The organism is Micromonospora globbae (assembly GCF_003610785.1).
GTDB classification, from domain to species: domain Bacteria; phylum Actinomycetota; class Actinomycetes; order Mycobacteriales; family Micromonosporaceae; genus Micromonospora; species Micromonospora globbae.
Genome location: NZ_RAQQ01000012.1, coordinates 112,465 through 133,609, shown reverse-complemented (window position 1 = coordinate 133,609; position 21,145 = coordinate 112,465). Strand labels below are relative to the sequence as shown.

Sequence of the window (21,145 nt, the reverse complement as noted above, 5' to 3'; positions counted from 1 at the left end):
ATTGCTGTCAGACCTGCCGAAGCTCGGCCGGACCGGGCTCGATCCCAGCCGCCGGCAGTGTCGTCAGGAGGTCTTCCGGGGGACGGGCGGGCAGCCGGAGGGTGAACGTCGATCCACCACCAAGAGTGCTCGACACGTCGACCCGTCCGCCATGGTTGCTCGCGATGTGTTTCACGATGGCCAGCCCCAGCCCGGTGCCGCCGGTCGCCCGGGAACGCGCCTGGTCGGCCCGGTAGAAGCGCTCGAAGATGCGGTCGACGTCGGAGGGGGCGATGCCGATGCCCTGGTCGGCGACCGCGATCTCGACGTACTCCTCGCCGCCGCGCGCGGTGATCCGTACCGTGGTGCCGTCGCCCGAGTAGTTCACGGCGTTCTCGACCAGGTTGGCCACGGCCGTGGCGAGTTGGCTGTCGCTGCCGTACACGGTGAGGCCGCGCTCGCCCTCGACCAGCACCTCGATGTCCCGTGCCGCCGCGGTGGTGCGGGTCCGGTCGACGACCTCGGCGATCACCCAGTCCACCGAGACCGGCTCGGGGGCCGGCTGCGGCTCGGCGCCCTGGAGCCGGGTCAGTTCGAGCAGTTCCTGCACGAGCCGGCCCAACCGGGTGGACTCGTGCTGGATGCGTTCGGCGAAGCGACGGGCCGCCACCATGTCCTCCGACAGGTCCGGCGCGGCGCCGGACGGCTCGGTGGCGTCCAGCAGCGCCTCGGCGAGCAGTTGGAGGGCGCCGATGGGCGTCTTCAGCTCGTGGCTGACGTTCGCCACGAAGTCACGCCGTACCCGGGTCAGCCGGTGCGACTCGGTCACGTCCGCCGCCTCGACGGCGATGTAGCCTCCGCCGACCCCCATGGCCCGCAGGTGCACGCCGAGCGGGTTGTCGCCGCCGGTGTCGCGGCCCCGGGGCAGGTCGAGCTCGACCTCGCGGCGGATGCCCGTCCGGCGGACCTGGCCGGCGAGCGTACGGATCAGCGGGTGCGGCGCGATCGAGCCCGGGCTGGCGCCGGTGCGCAGCAGACCCATGGCCCGGGCCGCGGGATTGACCAGCACCGGGACGTCGTCCGGGTCCAGCACCACGACACCGGCCCGGAGCGAGTCGATCGTGCGGCGGCCCAGCCCGACCTGTGGATCGTCGCCTATCGCCGGCCTCCCCGTGCTCACCCGGGAGCCAACGCTCCCCGTCGACCTGTCGCCTCGGCGCGGCGCCGACCGGAACCTGGCCAGGACCAGCCCGGCGACCCCTCCGGCCACCAGCGCCACGGCCACCGCGACCGCCACCGCCCACTCCACCCGGCGATCGTAGGGTCATTGTTAACCTGGCTACCGCACACAACGGGATGAATCAGGCTCGCTTCCCGCAAAATTCACGTACGCGACCGGTGTCGTTCACCGGGGTTCATGTCGGGTCCGCCCGGGCCACCTACCGTGGGCGGCGCACCGCCCGACCCCCGGCCGGCCCCGGCCGGCCACGACACCTACAGGACGTGACGATGCGCGACGAGTTCCGGGCCGACCTGCACCTCGTGAGCCAGCTCCTGGTGGACATGGCCGAGGCGACCCGGTCCGCCATGCGACAGGCCACCCGGGCCCTGCTCACCGCCGACCGGCAGGCCGCCGAGACGGTCATCGAACGCGACGCCGAGATCGACGAGCTCTACCGGCACGTCGAGGAGCGGGTCTGCGACCTGCTGGCCCGGCAGTCGCCGGTGGCCTCCGACCTGCGCGCCATGATCACCGCGCTGCACGTCGCCGCCGACCTCGAACGGATGGGCGACCTGGCCGACCACGTCGCGAAGACCGCGCTGCGGCGGCACCCCTCCCCGGCCGTACCGGCCGAGCTGCGGCCGATCTTCACCGACATGGCGACGATCGCCGACCGGATGGCCGAGAAGATAGCGTCCGTGCTCGCCAAGCCCGACGCCGACATCGCCGCCGAGCTGGACCGCGACGACGACGCGATGGACGACCTGCACCGCAGCCTCTTCGGGGTGCTGCTCGGCGCCGACTGGCCGTACGGGGTGGAGACCGCCATCGACGCGACCCTGCTCGGCCGCTTCTACGAGCGCTTCGCCGACCACGCCGTCAACGCGGGCGAGCACGTCGTCTACCTCATCACCGGCGAAACGGCCGCCTCGCCCAACTGACCCGCCCGTCGTACGGGAAAGGGCCCCTCCACGCAGCGCGAGCGTTGCGTGGAGGGGCCCTTCCGCGCGTCAGCGACCCTGGTTGGCGACCGCGGCGGCGGCCTCCTTGGCGGCCTCCGGGTCCAGGTACGTCCCGCCGAGCACCTGCGGGCGCAGGTGGGGGTCCAGGTCGTACCGCAGCGGGATGCCGGTCGGGATGTTGAGCTTCGCGATCGCCTCGTCGGAGATCTGGTCGAGGTGCTTCACGAGGGCGCGCAGCGAGTTGCCGTGCGCGGCCACCAGCACCGTCCGGCCGGCCAGGATGTCCGGGACGATCGAGTCGTACCAGTACGGCAACATCCGCTCGACCACGTCCTTGAGGCACTCGGTACGCGGCATCAGCTCGGTGGGCAGCAGCGCGTACCGCGGGTCGCCGACCTGGGACCACTGGTCGTTGTCGTCGATCGGCGGCGGCGGGGTGTCGTACGACCGCCGCCAGAGCATGAACTGCTCCTCGCCGTACTCGTCGAGGGTCTGCTTCTTGTTCTTGCCCTGCAACGCGCCGTAGTGGCGCTCGTTGAGCCGCCAGGACCGGCGCACCGCGATCCAGTGCCGGTCCGCCCTGCCCAGCGCCAGCTCGGCGGTGCGGATGGCCCGGCGCAACACGCTCGTGTGCACCACGTCCGGCAACAGGTTGTGTTCGCGGAGCAGCTCGCCGCCGCGCCGCGCCTCCTCCTCCCCCTTGGCGGTCAGGTCGACGTCGACCCAGCCGGTGAAGAGGTTCTTGGCGTTCCAGTCGCTCTCGCCGTGCCGCAACAGGACCAGCGTCCCGACGGTGGGCCCCTCGCTAGCAGTCATGCGGATCATCCTGCCGTACGTGGCCACGGGACATGCGGGGACCCGTCGTGACGACCACCACGTGGAAAAGCTGGTGACCGGCACTGCCGGGCGGCACTAGGTTGTAAGGCGCTCAAAAGAGATCAGTCATTACCACGGGGGGCATGGCGGATGCGGACGGTACGCGGCTGGTTCAGGGACACGGCGGGCGGACTGCCGACCCGGTTCTGGTACCTGTGGACCGGCACCCTGATCAACCGGCTCGGCTCGTTCGTGCTGGTGTTCCTCGCCATCTACCTCACCCAGGAGCGGGGCTTCTCCGCGTCCCAGGCCGGTCTCGTGATCGGGCTGTGGGGCGTCGGCGGCGCGCTCGGCACCACGGTCGGCGGCACGCTGGCCGACCGCTGGGGACGCCGACCGACGTTGCTCACCGCCCACCTCGGCGCGGCGACCATGATGCTGGCGCTGGGCCTCGCCCGGCCGCTGTGGGCGGTCGCGCTGGGCGCCCTGCTGCTCGGGGCGTTCGCCGAGGCGGCCCGCCCGGCGTTCGGCGCCATGATGATCGACGTGGTGCCGGAGAAGGACCGGCTCCGCGCCTTCTCGCTGAACTACTGGGCGATCAACCTCGGCTTCGCCTGCGCCGCCATCCTCGCCGGCTTCGCCGCGCAGGCCGGCTACCTGCTGCTGTTCGTGGTCGACGCGATCACCACCCTGGTCACCGCGGTGATCATCTTTACCCGGGTCGGCGAGACGAGGCGGGTGACCGGCCCGGTCAGCCGGGGCTCCGCGGCACCGGCGGGCGCCCTCCGGACCATCCTCTCGGACCGGATCTTCCTGGGCTTCGTGACGCTCAACCTGTTCGCCGCGCTGCTCTTCCTCCAGCACATCTCGATGCTGCCGATCGCCATGGGCGACTCGGGCCTGAGCCCCGCCACGTACGGCTCGGTCATCGCGCTCAACGGGGTGCTCATCGTGGTCGGCCAGCTCTTCGTGCCGCGACTGATCCGGGGCCGGAGCCGGTCGCACGTGCTCGCCCTGGCCACCCTGGTGACCGGCGTGGGCTTCGGGCTCACCGCGTTCGCGGAGACGGCCTGGTTCTACGGCCTGACCGTGCTGATCTGGACGCTCGGCGAGATGCTCAACTCCCCCTCCAACGCCACCCTCATCGCCGAGCTGTCCCCCGCCGAACTGCGCGGCCGCTACCAGGGCGTCTTCTCGCTCTCCTGGCAGGTGGCCGGGGCCGCCGCGCCGATCCTCGGCGGACTCGTCCGGGAGCACGCCGGCAACACGACGCTCTGGCTGGGCTGCGCCGTGGTGGGCGCCGTCATGGCGGTGGCCCACCTGATCTCCGGCCCGGCCCGCGAGCGGCGCGCCGCCGAACTGCGCCGGGTCGCGCAGCCGACCGTTCCGGCCACGGCCGTCGACGCCCCGCAGGCCGCGGAGGCCGCGGCGACCGCCCCCGCCGAGCCCGTCCGGGCCAGCTGACGGAATCCCGGCGACCGGCCCGCCGGGCGTCCGATACGGTTCTGGGCGGCAACGGTTAGGAAACTGAACTGTCTGGAGGGCGGGTGCGCGTCCTGCGGCGCTGGTGGCACGACACCGCGGGTGGACTTCCCGCCAGCTTCTGGTACCTCTGGGCGGGCATCCTGATCAACCGGGCGGGCGCGTTCGCCATGCTCTTCCTCTCGCTCTACCTCACCGACGCGCGGGGGGCCAGCGAGGCGCTCGCCGGCACGGTGGTCGGGGCGTACGGGGCCGGCGGCGCCGTGGGCGTGCTGCTCGGCGGAGTCCTGGCCGACCGCTGGGGACGGCGGGCCACCCTGCTCACGGCCCACCTGACCACCGCCGGCCTGATGGTCGCGCTGGCCCTCAGCCAGCACCTCGTGCTCATCGCCGTGCTCTCCGCGCTCGTCGGGGTGGTGCACTCGATGCCCAGTCCGGCGTTCGTGGCCGCGATCGTCGACATGGTTCCCGAGGACCGCCGGGCGCGCGCCTTCAACCTTCAGTTCTGGGCGTTCAACCTCGGAATGGCCGTCGCGTCCCTGCTGGCCGGCGTGCTGGCCGAGGCGAGCTTCCTGGCGCTGTTCCTCGTCGACGCCGGGGCCACGCTGGCCACGGCCCTCGTGATCGCCTGGAAGGTGCCCGAGACGCTGCGCCGCACCGTCGCGTCCCCACGGGCCGTCACGGCCACGCACGGCAGGCGTCGACCGGGCCTGCTCACCGCGCTCACCGACCGGATCTTCCTGACCTTCGTCGGGCTCACCTTCCTGCTGGCCGTACTGAGCATGCAGACCTCGACGATCATGCCGCTGGCGATGCGCGCCGACGGGCTCGGGCCCTCGGCGTACGGCCTGGTGGTGGCGCTGGGCGGTGCGCTCATCGTGGTCGGCCAGCTCTTCGTGCCCCGGCTCATCGAGGGGCGCCGCAAGGACCTCGTTCTCGCGGTCTCCACAGGGCTGATGGCGGTGGGGTTCGGGGCCCTCACGGTCGCCGACGCGCTGGGGGTCTACCTGGCCGCCTCCGTCGTCTGGACGGTCGGCTCGATGCTGGCCGCCCCGCCGAACGCGCAGATCAACGCCGACCTCGCGCCGCCGGAGCTGCGCGCCCGGTACCAGTCGGTCTTCTACCTGACCTTCCCCGCCGCCTCGTTCGTCGCACCGACGCTGGGCGGGGTGAGCCTCCAGTACCTGGGCGCCGCGCACTGGCTCATCGTGGGCGGGCTCGGCCTCGTGGCGGCCGCCGGCCACCTGCTGGCCGGTCCGCCGCGGGAGCGCCGGGTCGCCGCGCTGCGGCGGAAGACGGCGTACGCGGACACCGACCCGACCCCGACCGAGGACCGCGTGCCGGCGGCGTAGACCTGCCCGCGCCCGTCGGGACCCGTCGAGGGCCGCGTCGTGTGGGCGTGCCACGTCGACGCCACAACTCCCCCGATGGCCCGGCGCAGCCGAGACCACAACATCCTGGATGTTGTCGGCCCGGGGCCCGGTCGAGGCCACTACATCCCGGATCTTGTCGCTTCCGAGCGCGGCCGAGGCCACTAGATCCTGGATGTTGTCGACTCGGGGCATGGCCAAGGCCACTAAATCCTGGATGTTGTCGACGCGGGCCCGGTGAGACCACAACATCCTGGATGTTGTCGGCCCGGGGCCCGGTCGAGGCCACTACATCCTGGATGTTGTCGACGCGGGGCCCGGTGCGGCTCCCGGGTCGGACACGCAGAATGCCCACCACGCCGATGGCGGTGGTGGGCATTCTCCACGCAGGTGGGGCCGGCGGCGGCGGGCAACACTCACCCCCGTAAGCGTCGCCCGCTCGCGCCGCCGGTCCAAACAGGTGGGCACCGTCCCCCAACGGTTGAACCACCCGTCCCCTCGCGCCTCGCTTGGTGCGCGGACCTGATCGGTCCGCCGCTCCCCCGAACGTTTCCAAGCGTGGCGCGGCGCAATAAAGCTAATTCGCCCGGATTACGGTTTCAACCCAGATCGGCTGTCTCGCCGATCACAGCTGCGGGTGACGCCGCTGCTCCGGACCTCGATCTGGCCAACAGCGCATACCCGTCGGGCATTCCCGCAAACACCTCAGGCGTCCTCCCGATCCGGTGACTCCGTACGGAAGAAGTTGCTCTGCCGGCCGTCGCGCATCTGCTCCTGGTAGATGAGGTTCAGCCGGCGCAGGTCGAACGTGTGGAACCACTCGTCCCAGGTGATCTCGCGGATCCGGCTGCTCTCCCGGTAGCCCGGGATGTTGAACGTGAGCACACCGGCGCGGCCCTCCCGCTCGGTGCCGGCGATGGTCGCCGGCTTCGCACCCCGCTCCCGGGCCCACCGCATGATCACGTCGTGGTTGCTGGTCACCAGGCTGCGGCCCGGGCGTTCGGGACGGTCGGCCAGCGACGTGATGACCTGCGACGAGCGGGACGACCGGGACGAGCTGCGTCCCGTACGCACACCGGTCGCGGCCTTCGCCGCCGTACCGCCGCCGGCGCTCTTCCGCGCGGGCGCCGTCTTCCTCGCCGCCGCCGTCTTCCGCGCCGGCGCGGTCTTCTTCACCGCCGCCGTCTTCCGCGCCGGCGCCGTCTTCTTCACCGCCGCCGTCTTCCGCGCCGGCGCCGTCTTCTTCACCGCCGCCGTCTTCCGCGCCGGTGTGGTCTTCTTCGCGGCCGCCGTCTTCTTCGCCGCCGCCTTCTTCGCGGGTGCGGTCTTGTTCGCCGGGGCCGCCTTGGCCCGGCCCGGTGCGGCCTTGCCCGCCCGGCCGGCGGCGGCTTTCTTCGTGGCGGACGGCCGCCCCGCCGCGCGGGTGCCGGTGGCCCGGCCGGCCGGCCCGGTCGCCTTGCGCGCCGCACCGCCGCCGCGCGCGGCCCGCATGGCGCGCACCAGTTCCTTCACCAGCTCCGGCTTGCGCAGCGCGGAGATTCCCGAGACGCCGTGCTTGCGGAGCTGGCCCCGGATGTCGTCCACCCGCATCCGGGAGATCTCCGACTCGGAGATCGGTGGGGTGTTCGGCGTCTGGTTCCCCGGCCGTTGCCTTGTCCTGGTCGCAGTCCCGCCGCGACCCGAGCTGTTCCGCTGAGCCATGAGACGCTCACGCTCCTCGACAGTTCGTCCTCGGCGCGTGTGCGGGTCCCATACCTGCCGCACCGCGCGGTGCGGCATACCCGTCAGGACGGCTCCGAACCTCCGGACGGCTCGAAGAGGTGCCGGAAGGCGGCGAGGTTCGCGGTGGATTCACCCCGCTTGATCCGCCACTCCCATTCCCGGCGGATGGAACTGCCGAAGCCGATCTCCAGCATCGTGTCGAAGGACTCGTCGGCGTACGTCAGCACGGCGCCGAGCAGGCGGTCCAGCTCCTCGGCGTCGACGCCGGCGGGATTGACCCGCCCGGTCAGGTAGACGTCGCCGACGGCGTCGATCGAGAAGGCCACGCCGTACATGCGGGCGTTGCGCTGCAGCAGCCACGCCCACAGTTCCTCGCGCCGCTCGTCGGGCTGGCGCATGACGAACGCCTCGATGCGCAGCGCGTGCTCGCCGACGATGAGGTTGCAGACGGTCTTGAGCTTGTGGGTGCCCGGCAGGGTCACGGCGTACGAGAGCGGGCCGGTCCGCTCCCAGGCCAGCTCCCGCTCGTCGCAGACCGACTCGATCAGGGCTCCGAGATCGTTCTTCCCGCTCACCGGGCCCACTCTACGGTCGTACCGGGCGCCGCACCCGTGTGCGTCCGCGCGGACGCGTCCCCGTCACCAGGAACACGAGAGGGCGGCGTCGCCGGCGAGCTGGGCCGCGAGGCGGTCGCGGTGCGCCGCCATCGCCTCGCCGTACACGTCGAGCAGGTTCGCGACCGTACGGTCCCAGGAGAAGACGCGGGCGTGCCGTTCGGCGCCCCGGCCCAGGGTCCGGCGGCGGAGCCGGTCGGGCAGCAGCCGGGCGAGCGTACGGGCCCAGTCGTCGGGGTCGTGCCCGTCGATGAGCACGCCGCTCACCTGGTCGCGTACGGCGGTGACGAGTCCGCCGACCGCGGCGGCCAGCACGGGCGTCCCGCACGCCTGCGCCTCCAGCGCGACGAGACCGAACGACTCGTTGTGGGACGGCACGGCGACGAGGTCGGCGGCCCGGTAGAGGGCCGGCAGGTCGTCACCGGTCTGCGGCGGCAGGAAGGTCACCCGGTCGAGGATGCCGAGCGAGGCGGCCAGCTCGATGAGAGCGGTGGGCCGGTCCAGCCCGCTTCCGCTCGGGCCGCCGCAGATCACGACGGTCAGCTGCTCGGCCAGTGCGGGGTTCCGGTCGCGCAGCGCGGCGGCGGCACGCACCAGCACGTCGGGGGCCTTCAGGGGCTGGATCCGGCCGACGAACGCCACCACGTACCCCCGGGCGGGCAGCCCCAGCCGGCGCCGGGCGGCGGCGACGGCCGCGTCCCGGTCCCCGGTGGGCGGGGAGAACCGGGCCAGGTCGACGCCGGGCTGGACGACGGCGACGCGATCCGGTTCGGCCGCGTACCGCTCGACGAGGTCGCGGGCCTCGGCCCGCGTGTTGGCCACGAGCCGGTCGGCCTCGGCGACCACCTGCTCCTCGCCGATCACCCGCGCCTTCGGCTCGGGCCGGTCCCCCGCGGCGAGCTGCGCGTTCTTGACCTTCGCGAGGGTGTGCGCGGTGTGCACGAGCGGTACGCCCCAGCGTTCCTTGGCCAGCCAGCCCACCTGGCCGGAGAGCCAGTAGTGGGAGTGGATCAGGTCGTAGTGGCCCGGGGGGCGGGCGGCCTCGGCCCGGAGCACCCCGGCGGTGAAGGCGCAGAGCTGACCGGGCAGCTCTTCCTTGGTGAGCCCTTCGAGCGGGCCGGCGGTGATGTGCCGGACCTGCACGCCGGGCGCCATCTCGACCACGGGCGGCAGGTCGCCGGAGGTGGCGCGGGTGAAGATCTCCACCTCGACGTTCGCCTCGGCGAGCCGGCGGGCGATCTCCAGGATGTAGACGTTCATGCCGCCCGCGTCACCCGTGCCGGGCTGGTGCAGGGGCGACGTGTGCACGGAGAGGGTGGCGATGCGCCGTGGACGCGGCCACGGCCGTGCTCCTCGCTGCCGACCGACGCCGGTGTGCAGTTCCGCCACGTCCGCTCCCCTGCTCACGGTTGATGCCGTCTCGCACGACCGGCGCTTGGGTCAACCTGTACGTCGGATGTCATCTTCCCGATCGGGCTCGGGAAATGCGCGGGGACGGCGGGTCGGCGTGACGGACCTCATGGTGAGCGCCGACACGCCCGCGCGGAGCGCCGTCGGGCGGGAGGGTCACAATGTCCGGATGACCTCTGTAGCCATCGTCACGGGTGCGTCGAGCGGGATCGGGGCGGCCACGGCCCGGCGGCTCGCCGCCGAGGGGTTCCACGTCCTCGCCGCGGCTCGGCGTACGGAGCGGTTGGCGGAGCTGGTCGCCGGGATCGAGGCCGCCGGGGGGCGGGCCACGGCGGTGGAGTGCGACGTCACGTCGGACGAGTCGGTGGCGGGGCTCGCGGCGGCGGCCGCCGCGGCGCCCGGGCCGGTCACGCTGCTCGTGAACAACGCCGGTGGCGCCCGCGGGCTGGACCCGGTGGAGTCCGGGTCGGTCGGCGACTGGCAGTGGATGTACGACGTCAACGTGCTCGGCACGCTTCGCGTCACCCAGGCGCTGCTCCCGGCGCTGGAGGCGTCCGGCGCCGGCACCATCGTGGTCGTCTCGTCGACCGCCGGGTTCACCGTCTACGAGGGCGGTGGCGGCTACACCGCGGCGAAGCACGCGCAGACGGCGGTCGCCGGCACGTTGCGGCTGGAGCTGTGCGGCCGTCCGATCCGGGTGATCGAGATCGACCCGGGCATGGTGAAGACCGAGGAGTTCAGCCTGGTGCGGTTCGGCGGAGACGCCGAGCGGGCGGCGGCCGTCTACGCGGGTGTCGCCGAGCCCCTGGTGGCCGACGACGTGGCGGACTGCATCGCCTGGTGCGCGACCCGGCCGCATCACGTCAATGTGGACCGGCTGGTGGTCCGCCCGCTCGCGCAGGCCGCGCAGCACAAGGTGCACCGGGCCGGGCAGTGAAGCGCGGGGGGTGAGCCGGGTTTGCGGGCCCTCCGGGTGGCGACGGCGTCCTCGCGGGATCCGGCGGTCACGCCGTGACCCAGCCGGGGCGGCGCCGGCCGTACGGGGTCATCACCCGGGGCACCACGAACCCCAACCGGCTGCGCCGGGTGGACAACTGGATCGTGGCCACCTGCGGTGACCTGCTGCGCTCCGCGGACGACCCGCTCGTGGTGGACCTCGGCTACGGCGCCACGCCGGTCACCGCCGTGGAGCTGCGTGCCCGCCTGGCCGCCGGCGTACGGCCCGACGTACGCCTGGTGGGCCTGGAGATCGACCCGGCGCGGGTGGCCGCCGCGGCGCCCGCCGCCGACCCGCCGGGGCTGACCTTCGCCCGGGGCGGGTTCGAGCTGGCGGGGCTGCGCCCGGTGCTGGTGCGGGCGCTCAACGTGCTGCGCCAGTACGACGAGAGCGAGGTGGCCGACGCGTGGCGGACGATGACCGCCGCGCTCGCGCCGGGCGGGGTGCTCGTGGAGGGCACCTGCGACGAGTTGGGCCGCCTCGGCGGGTGGCTGCTGATCGACGCGGACGGGCCGCGCTCGCTCACCCTGGCCGCCCGCCTCGCGACCCTGGAGAGCCCCGCCGAACTGGCCGAGCGGCTGCCCAAGGCGCTGATCCACCGCAACGTGCCCGGCGAGCGTGTGCACGACCTGGTCCGCGCCCTCGACGACGCGTGGCGGGCCGCCGCCCCGTACGTCCCCTTCGGCCCGCGGCAGCGGTGGCTGCACGCCGTACGGTCGCTGAGGGAGTCGGGGTGGCCGGTGCTCGACCGTCCCGCCCGCTGGCGTCTCGGCGAACTCACCGTCCCCTGGGCGACGGTGGCCCCGCACTGACCCCCTCACCCCCGCGATCTTGCACTTTCGGCCCTCGACTCGCGGCTCTTGCCCCGTTTCGCCGGGGCGGAAAGTGCAAGATCGACGGGGTGGGGCCGGGGTCAGATCGCGCAGTTCACGAGGACCGGTTCCGGGTGGAGGGTGACGCCGAAGCGGGCGTGCACGCCCTCGCGGATCTGCCGGGCGAGGGCCACGAGGTCGGCCGTGCTGGCGCGCCCGCTGCGGTTGGTGAGCGCCAACGTGTGCTTGCTGGAGATGGCGACGCCGCCGGGCCCCGGGTGCCCCTTGCCGAAGCCGGCCTTGTCGATGAGCCAGGCGGCGCTCACCTTGACCATGTCGCCGGGGCACGGCCAGGAGGGCGGCTCGCCGAGGTCGGCGGCGCGCTCCCGGAGCAGCCCGTACGCCTCCTGGTCGAGCACGGGGTTGGTGAAGAAGGAGCCGACCGAGCGGGTGTCCGGGTCCGCGTCGTCCAGCACCATGCCCTTGCCGGCGCGCAGGCGCAGCACGGCGGCCCGCGCCTCGGCCAGCGGCACCCGGTCGCCCACCTCGACGCCGAGCGCCCGGGCCAGTTCGGCGTAGCGGACCGGGCCGGAGAGCGGTGACCGGGCGAGCCGGAAGTCGACGGTGAGCACCACCCACCGGTCGCTGTACTTGAAGATGCTGCCCCGGTAGGCGAACCCGCAGTCGGCCGCGGCGATGCGGCGGGTGGTGCCCTCCACCCGGTCGTACGCCTCGACGGCGGTGATCGTCTCGGCGACCTCCTGGCCGTACGCGCCGACGTTCTGGATCGGCGTCGCGCCGGTGGAGCCGGGCACCCCGGAGAGGCACTCCAACCCGGACCAGCCGTTGGCGACGGTCGCCGCGACCAGGTCGTCCCACGGTTCGCCGGCCTCGACGCGTACGGTCACCGTGTCGGTGTCCTCGGCGACCACCCGCAGTCCCCGGGAGCGCACGAGCACCACGGTGCCGGGGAAGCCGTCGTCCCCGATCACGACGTTGCTGCCGCCCGCGAGGATCAGGACGGGCTCGTCCCGGATGCCCGCCTCGCGTACCGCTCGTACGATCTCATCGGCGCTGGTGCCCGACACGACACGGCCGGCCGGCCCGCCGGTGCGCAGGGTGGTGTAGCGGGCCAGGGAGTTCATGTCGGTCGTGTCGGCTCCGGTTGTCGGCTGGGCGTAGACGTCTGACACACCCTTCACCCTAGGCTGAGGGGTAGCCGCGGCACCCACTGGTGGCCCGGTCACCCCCGGGAGGATGGCGATGAGCAGAGTGCATGGCACGAAGGACTTCTGGATCGGTGCCCTCCGGGTGGAGGGTCCCGCCTTCGCCGCGGCGGTGGCCGAGGCTCCCCCCGAGACGCCGGTGCTCTCGTGCCCGGGCTGGAGCATCGCCGACCTGACCCTGCACCTGGGTTCCTTCTACCACTGGGTCGCCTCGTTCGCGGGCTCCGGGGCGACCAGCGCGCCGGCGGAGCGCCTGGAACGCGGCGAGCCGGCCCCCGGCGTCACGCCGTTGCAGTACTGGCAGCAGGGCTACGACAGGCTGCTCGCCCTCTTCGACGGGCTCGACCCGGAGGCGCCGGCGTGGAACTGGGCGCCGCAGCCGAAGAAGGCTGGTTTCTGGCCGCGCCGCGCGGCGCACGAGACGGCGGTGCACCGGTGGGACGCGCAGCTCGCCATCGCCGCGGGTGAGCCGGTCGAGGCGAAGCTCGCGGCCGACGGGGTGAGCGAGGTGCTCGACACGTGGCTCCCGGCGGGCCGCCGCCGTGCCCCGGGCCAGTGGCACGGCGTGGTGCAGCTCGCCGCGGTGGACGCCGCCCAGCAGTGGTACCTGCGGCTGCGCGGGCAGGGCGTGGCGCTGCTGGACACGGACACGATCCTCGACCACGACGAGCACCGCGCGCGGGCGCACGTGAGCGGCACCGCGAGCGACCTGCTGCTCGCCCTCTGGGGTCGGGTCAGCTTCGACACCCTCGACGTGACCGGCGACCGCGGCCTGCTGGACGGTCTCCGGGTCGGCTGACCGGGGCCACCGCCCCGCCGCCACATCGACGAGAGTGGCCGTCCGCACCGGGCGGCCACTCTCGTCGTACGCGCTGTGAGAGCGCTCTCTTGACATGAGGTGGATCACACCCCACCCTGTGTGAGAGCGCTCTCTCAGATATCTCCCACCCACCACCCACCCGACCTGAGAGGGGTCCGAGACGACATGGGTGCCAATCCGCGCCGCCGCCGGGCGGCCGCGGCCCTCGTGGCCGCCACCGCACTGCTCGTCACCACGGCCGCCTGCGGCGGCGGTGACGACGCCGCCGAGGACGGCCAGATCACGCTCACCGTGGACGTGTTCGGCCAGTTCGGCTACGAACAGCTCTACCAGGAGTACATGGCCGCCAACCCGGGCGTGAAGATCGTCGAGCGGGGCACCGGCGGCAACCTCGACGAGTACTCGCCGAAGCTGACGCAGTGGCTCGCCGCCGGCAAGGGCGCCGGCGACATCGTGGCCATCGAGGAGGGCCTGCTCGTCGAGTACAAGGCCAACCCCGACAACTTCGTGAACCTGCTCGACCACGGCGCCGCCGACCTCAAGGGCAACTTCCTGGAGTGGAAGTGGAACGCCGGGCTGACCGCCGACGGCAAGCACCTGATCGGCCTCGGCACCGACGTCGGCGGGATGGCCATGTGCTACCGCAAGGACCTCTTCGCGAAGGCCGGCCTCCCCACCGACCGGGAGGCCGTGTCGAAGCTGTGGCCCACCTGGCAGGACTACATCCGCGTCGGCGAGCAGTTCACCGCGAAGCGGACCGGCGCCTCGTTCCTGGACGCGGCCACCAACACGTTCAACACCATCCTGTTGCAGACCGCCGGCAACGCGCAGGGCTACAGCTACTACGACACCAGCGACAACCTCGTGGTCGACAGCAACCCCGCCGTCCGGCAGGCGTGGGACACCACCATGGACATCATCGACTCCGGCCTCTCCGGCAAGTACGCGGCGTGGTCCGAGGAGTGGGTTTCCGCCTTCAAGCAGTCGAAGTTCGCGACCATCGCCTGCCCCGCCTGGATGACCGGGGTCATCGAGGGCAACGCCGGCCCCGGCGCCAAGGGCAAGTGGGACATCGCCCGGGTGCCCGGCGACGGCGGCAACTGGGGCGGGTCGTACCTGGCCGTGCCGAAGCAGAGCAAGCACCAGGCCGAGGCGATCAAGCTGGCCACGTTCCTCACCAGCGCCCAGGGGCAGATCGGCGCGTTCAAGGCCAAGGGGCCGCTCCCCTCGTCCCCGCAGGCGCTCGACGACCCGGCGATCGTCCAGGCCACGAACGAGTACTTCTCGGGCGCGCCGGTCGGGCAGATCTTCGCCAAGGGCGCCCGGGAGCTGAAGCCCGTCTACATGGGCCCGAAGAACCAGGCCGTCCGTACCGAGGTGGAGAACGCCGTGCGGACCGTCGAGCTGGGCCAGCGCAGCCCCGAGCAGGGCTGGACCGACGCGGTGACCAACGCCAAGAAGGCCGCCGCCAAGTAGCCCGAGCGAGCGTGCGGGCGGGCACCGCGGGCCCCGCCGGGTGACCACCGGCGGGTCCCGGGGTCCCGCCCGCACACGCGGAAAGGAGTTCCCGGGCATGACGGTCCAGCTCGACGCCCGCCCGCCGGTCGCGCCCGCGCCCGGCCACCGCCGGCGGACACCGGGTGTACGGCTCAGCCGGCTCGACACCCGCTACTCGCCGTACCTCTACATCGCCCCGTTCTTCCTGCTCTTCGCGGTCTTCGGGGCCTACCCGCTGGTCTACACCTTCTGGGTCTCCCTGCACGACTGGGACCTGCTCGGCAGCGACCACCCGTTCGTCGGCGCGGACAACTACACCCGGCTGCTGGCCGACGCCGACTTCTGGCACGCGGTCGTCAACACCCTCGGCATCTTCGTCATCTCGACCGTGCCGCAACTGCTCGCCGCCCTCTGGCTGGCGAACCTGCTCAACCGCCGGCTGCGGTTCCGCACCGGCTGGCGGATGGCCGTGCTGATCCCCAACGTCACGTCGACCGCCGCGGTGGCGATCGTGTTCGGCGTCCTCTTCGGCCGCGAGTTCGGCATGGTCAACTGGCTGCTCGACCTGGTCGGGCTCGACGGGGTCGACTGGAAGTCGAACCGGGTGGCGTCCTGGGTGGCCATCTCCGCCATGGTCGACTGGCGGTGGACCGGCTACAACGCGCTGATCTTCCTGGCCGCCATGCAGGCCATCCCGCGTGACCTGTACGAGTCGGCCGCGATCGACGGGGCGAACCGGGCCCGCCAGTTCTGGTCGATCACCGTGCCGCTGCTCAAGCCGACCATCGTTTTCTGCGTCATCATCTCCACCATCGGCGGCCTCCAGCTCTTCACCGAGCCCCGCCTCTTCCACTCCGGCACCAACCCGATCCGGGGCGGGCCCCTGCGCGAGTCGCAGACCGTGACCATGTACATGTTCGAGAACGCCTTCGCGCCGCACTACAACTTCGGGTACGGCTCGGCGGTCGCCTGGCTGCTCTTCGCGCTGATCGCCGTCGTCGCGACGGTCAACGTGCTGATCATCCGGCGGCTCGGCGGGCGGATGCCGGGCGGCCGGGCGGCGAAGGGAGACTCCCGATGAGCCGGCTCTGGCGGGCCAGCCCGCTCACCTACGTGGCGCTGCTGCTCGCCACGGTCGCGTCGATCTTCCCGATCTACTGGATGTTCGTGGTGGCCAGCCGCTCCAGCGACGCCATGGGGCAGCTGCCGCCGCCGGTCACCCCGGGCGGCAACCTCGGGGCGAACATCGCGCGGCTCTTCGACAACACCGACGCGTACTTCCTGACGGGTCTGGTCAACTCGGCGATCGTGGCGGGCACGGTCACCGTCTCGGTGGTCTTCTTCTCCAGCCTCGCGGGGTTCGCGTTCGCGAAGCTGCGCTTCCGGGGCCGCAACGCGCTGCTGCTGGTGATCATCGCGACGATGATGGTGCCGACGCAGCTCGGCGTCATCCCGCTCTACCTGCTCATGACGAAGCTCAACTGGAACGACCGGCTGCCCGCCGTGATCGTCCCCGCCCTCGTCACCGGGTTCGGGGTGTTCATGATGCGGCAGTACGCGGGCCAGGCGGTCAGCGACGAACTGATCGAGGCGGCCCGGGTCGACGGCTGCGGCACCGCGCGGATCTGGTGGAACGTCGTGGTGCCGGCCCTGCGCCCCGCCGCCGCCGTCCTCGGCCTGCTCACGTTCATGACGACGTGGAACGACTTCCTGTGGCCGTACGCTGTGTTGAACGACCCGGAGAACCCGACCGTCCAGCTCTCCCTGCGGGCCCTGTCGGACGGGTACTACCAGGACATGTCGCAGGTGTTCACCGGAACGGCCCTCGCGACACTGCCCCTGCTGCTGGTCTTCGTCCTGTTCGGCCGCCAGATCATCGGCGGGATCATGGAAGGTGCGGTCAAGGCGTGAGCGAACTCCGATTTCCCGACAACTTCCTCTGGGGCGCCGCGACGGCCGCGTACCAGATCGAGGGCGCGGCCCGCGAGGACGGCCGCGGCCCGTCCATCTGGGACACCTTCAGCCGTACGCCGGGAAAGGTCCACCAGGGGCAGACCGGGGACGTCGCCTGCGACCACTACCACCGGTACGCCGAGGACGTGGCGCTCATGGCCGAGCTGGGGCTGCGGGCGTACCGCTTCTCGATCGCCTGGCCGCGCGTCCAGCCGGACGGCACCGGCCCGGTCAACCCGCGCGGCCTGGACTTCTACGACCGCCTCGTCGACGCCCTGCTGGAGAGGGGGATCGACCCGATCGTCACCCTCTACCACTGGGACCTGCCGCAGACCCTCGGCGACCGGGGCGGCTGGACGAACCGGGAGACCGCCGAGCACTTCGCCACGTACGCCACCGCGGCGTACGCGCGCCTCGGTGACCGGGTGGACGTCTGGACCACGCTGAACGAGCCGTGGTGCTCGGCGTACCTCGGCTACGGCAGCGGGGTGCACGCGCCCGGCGAGCAGGACGCGGCCGCCGCCTTCACGGCCGTGCACCACCTCCTGCTCGGCCACGGCCTGGCGGCCCGCGCGCTGCGCGCGGCCGGCGCGCGGACCGTGGGGATCACCCTCAACCCGGCCGACGTACGCCCCGCCGACGAGTCGAGCGCCGCCGACGCCGCGGCCGTCCGCCTCGTCGACGGCCTGCACAACCGGATCTTCCTGGACCCGCTGCTGGCCGGGGGTTACCCGGAGGACGTGCTGGAGCACCTGAGCCGGATCGTCGAGCCGACGTTCGTGCGGGACGGCGACGAGAAGCTCATCGCCGCGCCGATCGACCTGCTGGGGATCAACTACTACCAGCCGACGTACGTGGCCGGCCGGCCCGACGGCGGCGGGGGCGGCGGCGCGTACCCGGGCACCGACGGTGCCGTGGAGTTCCTGCCGCCGGTCGGGCCGCTCACCGACATGGGCTGGATGGTCGAGCCGGCCGGGCTGACCCGGCTGCTGGAGCGGATCGCCACCGACTATCCGGGGGTGCCGTTGCTGATCACCGAGAACGGCGCCGCGTACCCCGACAAGGCCGGCGCCGACTCGCCGGACGGCCCCGGGCAGGTCGCCGACACCGACCGGATCGCCTACCTGGAGGGGCACCTGCGCGCGGCGCACGAGGCGATCTCCCGGGGGGTGGATCTGCGGGGATATCTCGTATGGTCGTTGCTGGACAACTTCGAGTGGGCGGAGGGCTACCGCAGGCGGTTCGGGATCGTGCACGTCAACTACCTGACCCAGCGCCGCACACCGAAGGCCAGCGCCCGGTGGTACCAGGAGGTGATCTCCCGGAACGGGCTGTGAGACGAACCGGGGGGAACGGCGCGATGACGACGGCAGGGCGGCCGACGCTCGAAGAGGTGGCCCGGCGGGCCGGGGTGTCCCGGGCCACCGTCTCCCGGGTGGTGAACGGCTCCACCACGGTCGCGGAGCCGATCCGGGAGGCGGTCCACCGGGCGGTGGCCGAGCTGGGGTACGTGCCCAACCTCGCCGCCCGCAGCCTCGTGACGCAGCGCACCGACTCGATCGCCTTGGTCATGCCCGAGGCCGCCACCCGCGTCTTCTCCGACGACCAGTTCTTCCCCGGCATCATCCGGGGCGTCAGCCAGGAGCTGGAGGCGGCCGACAAGCAGCTCGTGCTGATGCTGGCCGGCTCGCCGGCCGGTCACGAACGGGTCGCCCGCTACACCACCGGGCGGCACGTCGACGGTGTGCTCTTCGCGTCGTTGCACGCGGCCGACCCGCTGCCCGCCCGGCTCGCCCGCCTCGGCATCCCCGTGGTGTGCAGCGGCCGGCCGCTCGACGACGCCCCGCTGCCGTACGTCGACGTCGACCACGTGGGCGGTGTGAGCCGCGCCGTCCGGCACCTCCTCGACAGCGGCCGGCGGCGGATCGCCACGATCGCCGGCCCGCAGGACATGGTGGCCGGCATCGAGCGGCTGGCCGGCTACCGGGAGACGGTGGCCGCCGCCGGGCTGCCCGAGCGGGTGGCGACCGGGGACTTCACCCGGGAGTCCGGGGCGACGGCCATGCGGCAGCTCCTCGCCGAGCACCCCGACCTCGACGCGGTGTTCGTGGCCTCCGACCTGATGGCGCAGGCCGCGCTGCGTACGCTGCGGGAGGCGGGCCGCCGGGTGCCCGAGGACGTCGCGGTGATCGGCTTCGACGACACCGAGACGGCCGCGTACACCGAGCCGCCGCTCACCACCGTCCGGCAGCCGATCCAGGAGATCGGCCGGCAGATGACCCGGCAGCTGCTGCGGCTCGCGGCCGGCGAGCCCATCGAGCCGGCCGTGGTGCTCCCCACGGAGCTGATCCTGCGCGACTCCGCCTAGCACGGCGCACCGGCCGCCTTATTCGGTCGAGGCGGCACCGGAACGGCGGTAGCCTGCCGCGGGTGACCGGAGCCGTACGCCTGATTCCCGTTCCCGCCCTGTCCGACGTCGCCGAGTACGCCTACGCGGCCACCGTCGAGCCCCCGACCCGGCTGGTCTTCACCGCCGGCGCGTGCCCGCTCGACGCCGAGGGACGGACCGTGGCGCCGGGTGACCACGTCGCGCAGGCGCGGCAGGTGATGGCCAACCTGGAGGTGGCTCTCGCGGCGGCCGGCGCCGCTCTCACCGACGTGGTCAAGACCACCGTGTACGTCGCCTCGTCCCGGCAGGACGACCTGGTCGCCGTCTGGGAGGTGGTGCGGGACGCGTTCGGCGACCACGAGCCGCCCAGCACCCTGCTCGGCGTGGCCGTTCTCGGCTACGACGACCAGCTCGTGGAGGTCGAGGCGGTCGCCGCGGTGCGCGGCGATGGGTGACCCGCGACTCCGGACGGCCCGCCCCGACGACGCGCCCGCGGTGGTGGCGCTGCGCGCGGTCGTCCACCCGTACCTGGTGCGCGGGGTGGAGTCCACCCGACGGATGATCGCGCAGCCGCCAGCCGGCGAGGACTGGACGGCGTTCGTGGCCGAGGTCGACGGCCACCTCGCCGGTTGGGCGTCGGCGTACCGGAACATCCGCACCTCGGAGACCGGTGTCGGCGAGGTGTCGCTGCTGCACGTCCACCCGGAGCACCGGTGGCGCGGCATCGGCACCGCGCTGCTGGACGCCTCGCTGGACCACCTGCGGTCGCTGGGCGTACGCCGGGTCCGCGCCTGGGCGCTGCCGGACGGGCTGCCCTTCGCCCGGCGGCACGGCTTCACGCCCAGCCGGGAGGTGCGCTACTCGGCGCTCGACCTGCGTCCGGCCCCGCCGGCGCCGGCGACGCCGCCCGGCGTACGGCTGCGGCCGGTGGCCGACGTGGACCCGCGGCGGATGTACCGCGCCGAGGTCACGGCCGCGGCCGACGAGCCGGGCGACGTGCCCTCCGACGCGGTCAGCTACGACGTCTGGCGCCACGACGTCTGGGAGAACGTCGGCCTGGACCGGGCGGCCAGCACCGCCGCCGAGGTGGACGGCGAGGTCGTGGCGTTCAGCCTCGTCATCCGCGACGGCGACCGCATGTGGTCGGACATGACGGCGACGGTCCCGCAGCACCGGGGGCGGGGGCTGGCCCGGCTGGTGAAGGCGACCGCGCTGCGGCGGGCCGCCGAGTTGGGCGTCCGGGTCGCGTACACCTCGAACGACGAGGGGAACGCGCCGATGCTGGCCGTCAACACCCGGCTCGGCTACCGGCCGGTGGCCGCCCAGTGGTCGTGCCTGCGCGAGCTGAGCTGACCGGCGGGGCTCAGGCCGACGCGGCGACCCGCTCGGCCGTGGCGTACGTGCCGGCGCCGAAGAGCACGAGCCGGGACTCGGTGACCCGCGCGGGCGTGGCCGGCACGGTCAGCGCCTGGCGTACGGCGTCCTCCACGGGCCAGCCGTAGACGCCCGCCGAGACGAGCGGGAAGGCGACGGTGGTGGCGCCCAGCTCGTCGGCGATCCGGAGGCTGTTGGCGTAGCAGTCGCGCAGCAGCGCCGAGCGGTCCTCGGTCGCCGACCAGACCGGCCCGACGGTGTGGATCACCCAGCGGGCCGGGAGCCGCCCCGCCGTGGTGGCGACCGCCTGCCCGGTGGGCAGCCCCTTCCCGTAGCGGGAGGCGCGCAGGGCGCGGCACTCCGCCAGGATCTCCGGTCCGCCGGCGCGGTGGATCGCGCCGTCCACGCCACCGCCGCCCAGCAGGGACGAGTTGGCGGCGTTGACGATCGCGTCGACCCGCTGGGTCGTGATGTCGCCCTCCACCAGCGTGATCTCCACG

The 21,145-nt window shown here is 73.0% G+C and carries 20 protein-coding genes; 13 read left to right on the top strand and 7 right to left on the bottom strand.

All coding sequences use genetic code 11. The features are described from left to right. Positions 1-7 precede the first annotated feature (7 nt). Positions 8-1,288 (bottom strand): sensor histidine kinase, encoded by a 1,281-nt coding sequence (locus D7I43_RS17975; protein ID WP_120329681.1) that lies wholly within the window; start codon positions 1,286-1,288, stop codon positions 8-10. A 200-nt stretch (positions 1,289-1,488) separates the two neighbouring features. On the opposite strand from D7I43_RS17975, the gene phoU reads away from it, so the two are divergent. After that, entirely contained in the window at positions 1,489-2,142 is a 654-nt protein-coding gene (gene phoU / locus D7I43_RS17970) for a phosphate signaling complex protein PhoU (RefSeq protein WP_120329680.1), read from the top strand. A gap of 69 nt (positions 2,143-2,211) precedes the next feature. Here the strand turns inward: phoU and D7I43_RS17965 are convergent, their stop codons facing one another. Then, positions 2,212-2,979: a phosphoglyceromutase gene (locus D7I43_RS17965; protein WP_120329679.1), complete on the bottom strand. Its 768-nt coding sequence runs from the start codon at positions 2,977-2,979 to the stop codon at positions 2,212-2,214. Positions 2,980-3,129: 150 nt separating this feature from the next. Between D7I43_RS17965 and D7I43_RS17960 the strand changes: the two genes are divergently transcribed. Together D7I43_RS17960 and D7I43_RS17955 are read left to right on the top strand one after the other, a co-directional pair. After that, positions 3,130-4,443, top strand: a complete 1,314-nt coding sequence (locus D7I43_RS17960; RefSeq protein ID WP_120329678.1) for an MDR family MFS transporter — start codon at positions 3,130-3,132, stop codon at positions 4,441-4,443. 83 nt (positions 4,444-4,526) lie between these two features. Continuing rightward, positions 4,527-5,813 (top strand): MDR family MFS transporter, encoded by a 1,287-nt coding sequence (locus D7I43_RS17955; protein ID WP_120329677.1) that lies wholly within the window; start codon positions 4,527-4,529, stop codon positions 5,811-5,813. 723 nt (positions 5,814-6,536) lie between these two features. Here the strand turns inward: D7I43_RS17955 and D7I43_RS34275 are convergent. From D7I43_RS34275 to mshA, 3 genes are all read right to left on the bottom strand, one after another. Beyond that, positions 6,537-7,532 carry a hypothetical protein gene (locus D7I43_RS34275; RefSeq protein ID WP_120329676.1) on the bottom strand — a complete coding sequence of 332 codons (996 nt, stop codon included), beginning with the start codon at positions 7,530-7,532 and terminating at the stop codon, positions 6,537-6,539. An 83-nt stretch (positions 7,533-7,615) separates the two neighbouring features. Further along, on the bottom strand, positions 7,616-8,128 hold the full coding sequence (locus tag D7I43_RS17945) for a type III secretion system chaperone family protein (RefSeq protein WP_120329754.1): 513 nt from the start codon (positions 8,126-8,128) through the stop codon (positions 7,616-7,618). A 63-nt stretch (positions 8,129-8,191) separates the two neighbouring features. Beyond that, the gene (gene mshA, locus D7I43_RS17940; RefSeq protein WP_120329675.1) at positions 8,192-9,556 is read right to left on the bottom strand and encodes a D-inositol-3-phosphate glycosyltransferase; all 1,365 of its coding nucleotides are present in this window, start codon (positions 9,554-9,556) and stop codon (positions 8,192-8,194) included. A gap of 190 nt (positions 9,557-9,746) precedes the next feature. Here mshA and D7I43_RS17935 point away from each other — a divergent pair, with 190 nt between their 5' ends. Continuing rightward, positions 9,747-10,514: an SDR family NAD(P)-dependent oxidoreductase gene (locus D7I43_RS17935; protein WP_120329753.1), complete on the top strand. Its 768-nt coding sequence runs from the start codon at positions 9,747-9,749 to the stop codon at positions 10,512-10,514. Between the two features lie 74 nt (positions 10,515-10,588). Further along, positions 10,589-11,386 (top strand): class I SAM-dependent methyltransferase, encoded by a 798-nt coding sequence (locus tag D7I43_RS17930; RefSeq protein ID WP_120329674.1) that lies wholly within the window; start codon positions 10,589-10,591, stop codon positions 11,384-11,386. Between the two features lie 101 nt (positions 11,387-11,487). Here the strand turns inward: D7I43_RS17930 and D7I43_RS17925 are convergent, their stop codons facing one another. Beyond that, complete coding sequence (locus D7I43_RS17925; protein ID WP_120329673.1) at positions 11,488-12,579, bottom strand: UDP-N-acetylmuramate dehydrogenase; 1,092 nt, start codon at positions 12,577-12,579, stop codon at positions 11,488-11,490. A 70-nt stretch (positions 12,580-12,649) separates the two neighbouring features. Between D7I43_RS17925 and D7I43_RS17920 the strand changes: the two genes are divergently transcribed. The 8 genes from D7I43_RS17920 (at position 12,650) to D7I43_RS17885 (ending at position 20,624) form a co-directional block, all read left to right on the top strand. After that, positions 12,650-13,411 (top strand): maleylpyruvate isomerase family mycothiol-dependent enzyme, encoded by a 762-nt coding sequence (locus D7I43_RS17920; RefSeq protein WP_120329672.1) that lies wholly within the window; start codon positions 12,650-12,652, stop codon positions 13,409-13,411. 186 nt (positions 13,412-13,597) lie between these two features. Next, positions 13,598-14,908 (top strand): ABC transporter substrate-binding protein, encoded by a 1,311-nt coding sequence (locus D7I43_RS17915; protein WP_120329671.1) that lies wholly within the window; start codon positions 13,598-13,600, stop codon positions 14,906-14,908. A 97-nt stretch (positions 14,909-15,005) separates the two neighbouring features. Further along, positions 15,006-16,010, top strand: coding sequence for a carbohydrate ABC transporter permease (locus tag D7I43_RS17910; protein WP_120329670.1), 1,005 nt, complete (start codon positions 15,006-15,008; stop codon positions 16,008-16,010). Continuing rightward, positions 16,007-16,840 (top strand): carbohydrate ABC transporter permease, encoded by an 834-nt coding sequence (locus D7I43_RS17905; protein WP_120329669.1) that lies wholly within the window; start codon positions 16,007-16,009, stop codon positions 16,838-16,840. Before D7I43_RS17910 ends, D7I43_RS17905 begins: the two co-directional genes overlap by 4 nt. After that, positions 16,837-18,219, top strand: coding sequence for a GH1 family beta-glucosidase (locus D7I43_RS17900; RefSeq protein WP_120329668.1), 1,383 nt, complete (start codon positions 16,837-16,839; stop codon positions 18,217-18,219). Before D7I43_RS17905 ends, D7I43_RS17900 begins: the two co-directional genes overlap by 4 nt. Before the next feature lie 23 nt (positions 18,220-18,242). Continuing rightward, on the top strand, positions 18,243-19,250 hold the full coding sequence (locus D7I43_RS17895; protein WP_120329667.1) for a LacI family DNA-binding transcriptional regulator: 1,008 nt from the start codon (positions 18,243-18,245) through the stop codon (positions 19,248-19,250). Positions 19,251-19,312: 62 nt separating this feature from the next. Then, positions 19,313-19,726 carry a RidA family protein gene (locus D7I43_RS17890; RefSeq protein ID WP_120329666.1) on the top strand — a complete coding sequence of 138 codons (414 nt, stop codon included), beginning with the start codon at positions 19,313-19,315 and terminating at the stop codon, positions 19,724-19,726. Next, positions 19,719-20,624: a GNAT family N-acetyltransferase gene (locus D7I43_RS17885; protein ID WP_120329665.1), complete on the top strand. Its 906-nt coding sequence runs from the start codon at positions 19,719-19,721 to the stop codon at positions 20,622-20,624. The genes D7I43_RS17890 and D7I43_RS17885 overlap by 8 nt, the downstream gene beginning before the upstream one ends. A 10-nt stretch (positions 20,625-20,634) precedes the next feature. Here the strand turns inward: D7I43_RS17885 and D7I43_RS17880 are convergent, their stop codons facing one another. Continuing rightward, entirely contained in the window at positions 20,635-21,144 is a 510-nt protein-coding gene (locus D7I43_RS17880; protein WP_120329664.1) for an O-acetyl-ADP-ribose deacetylase, read from the bottom strand. Position 21,145 lies beyond the last annotated feature (1 nt).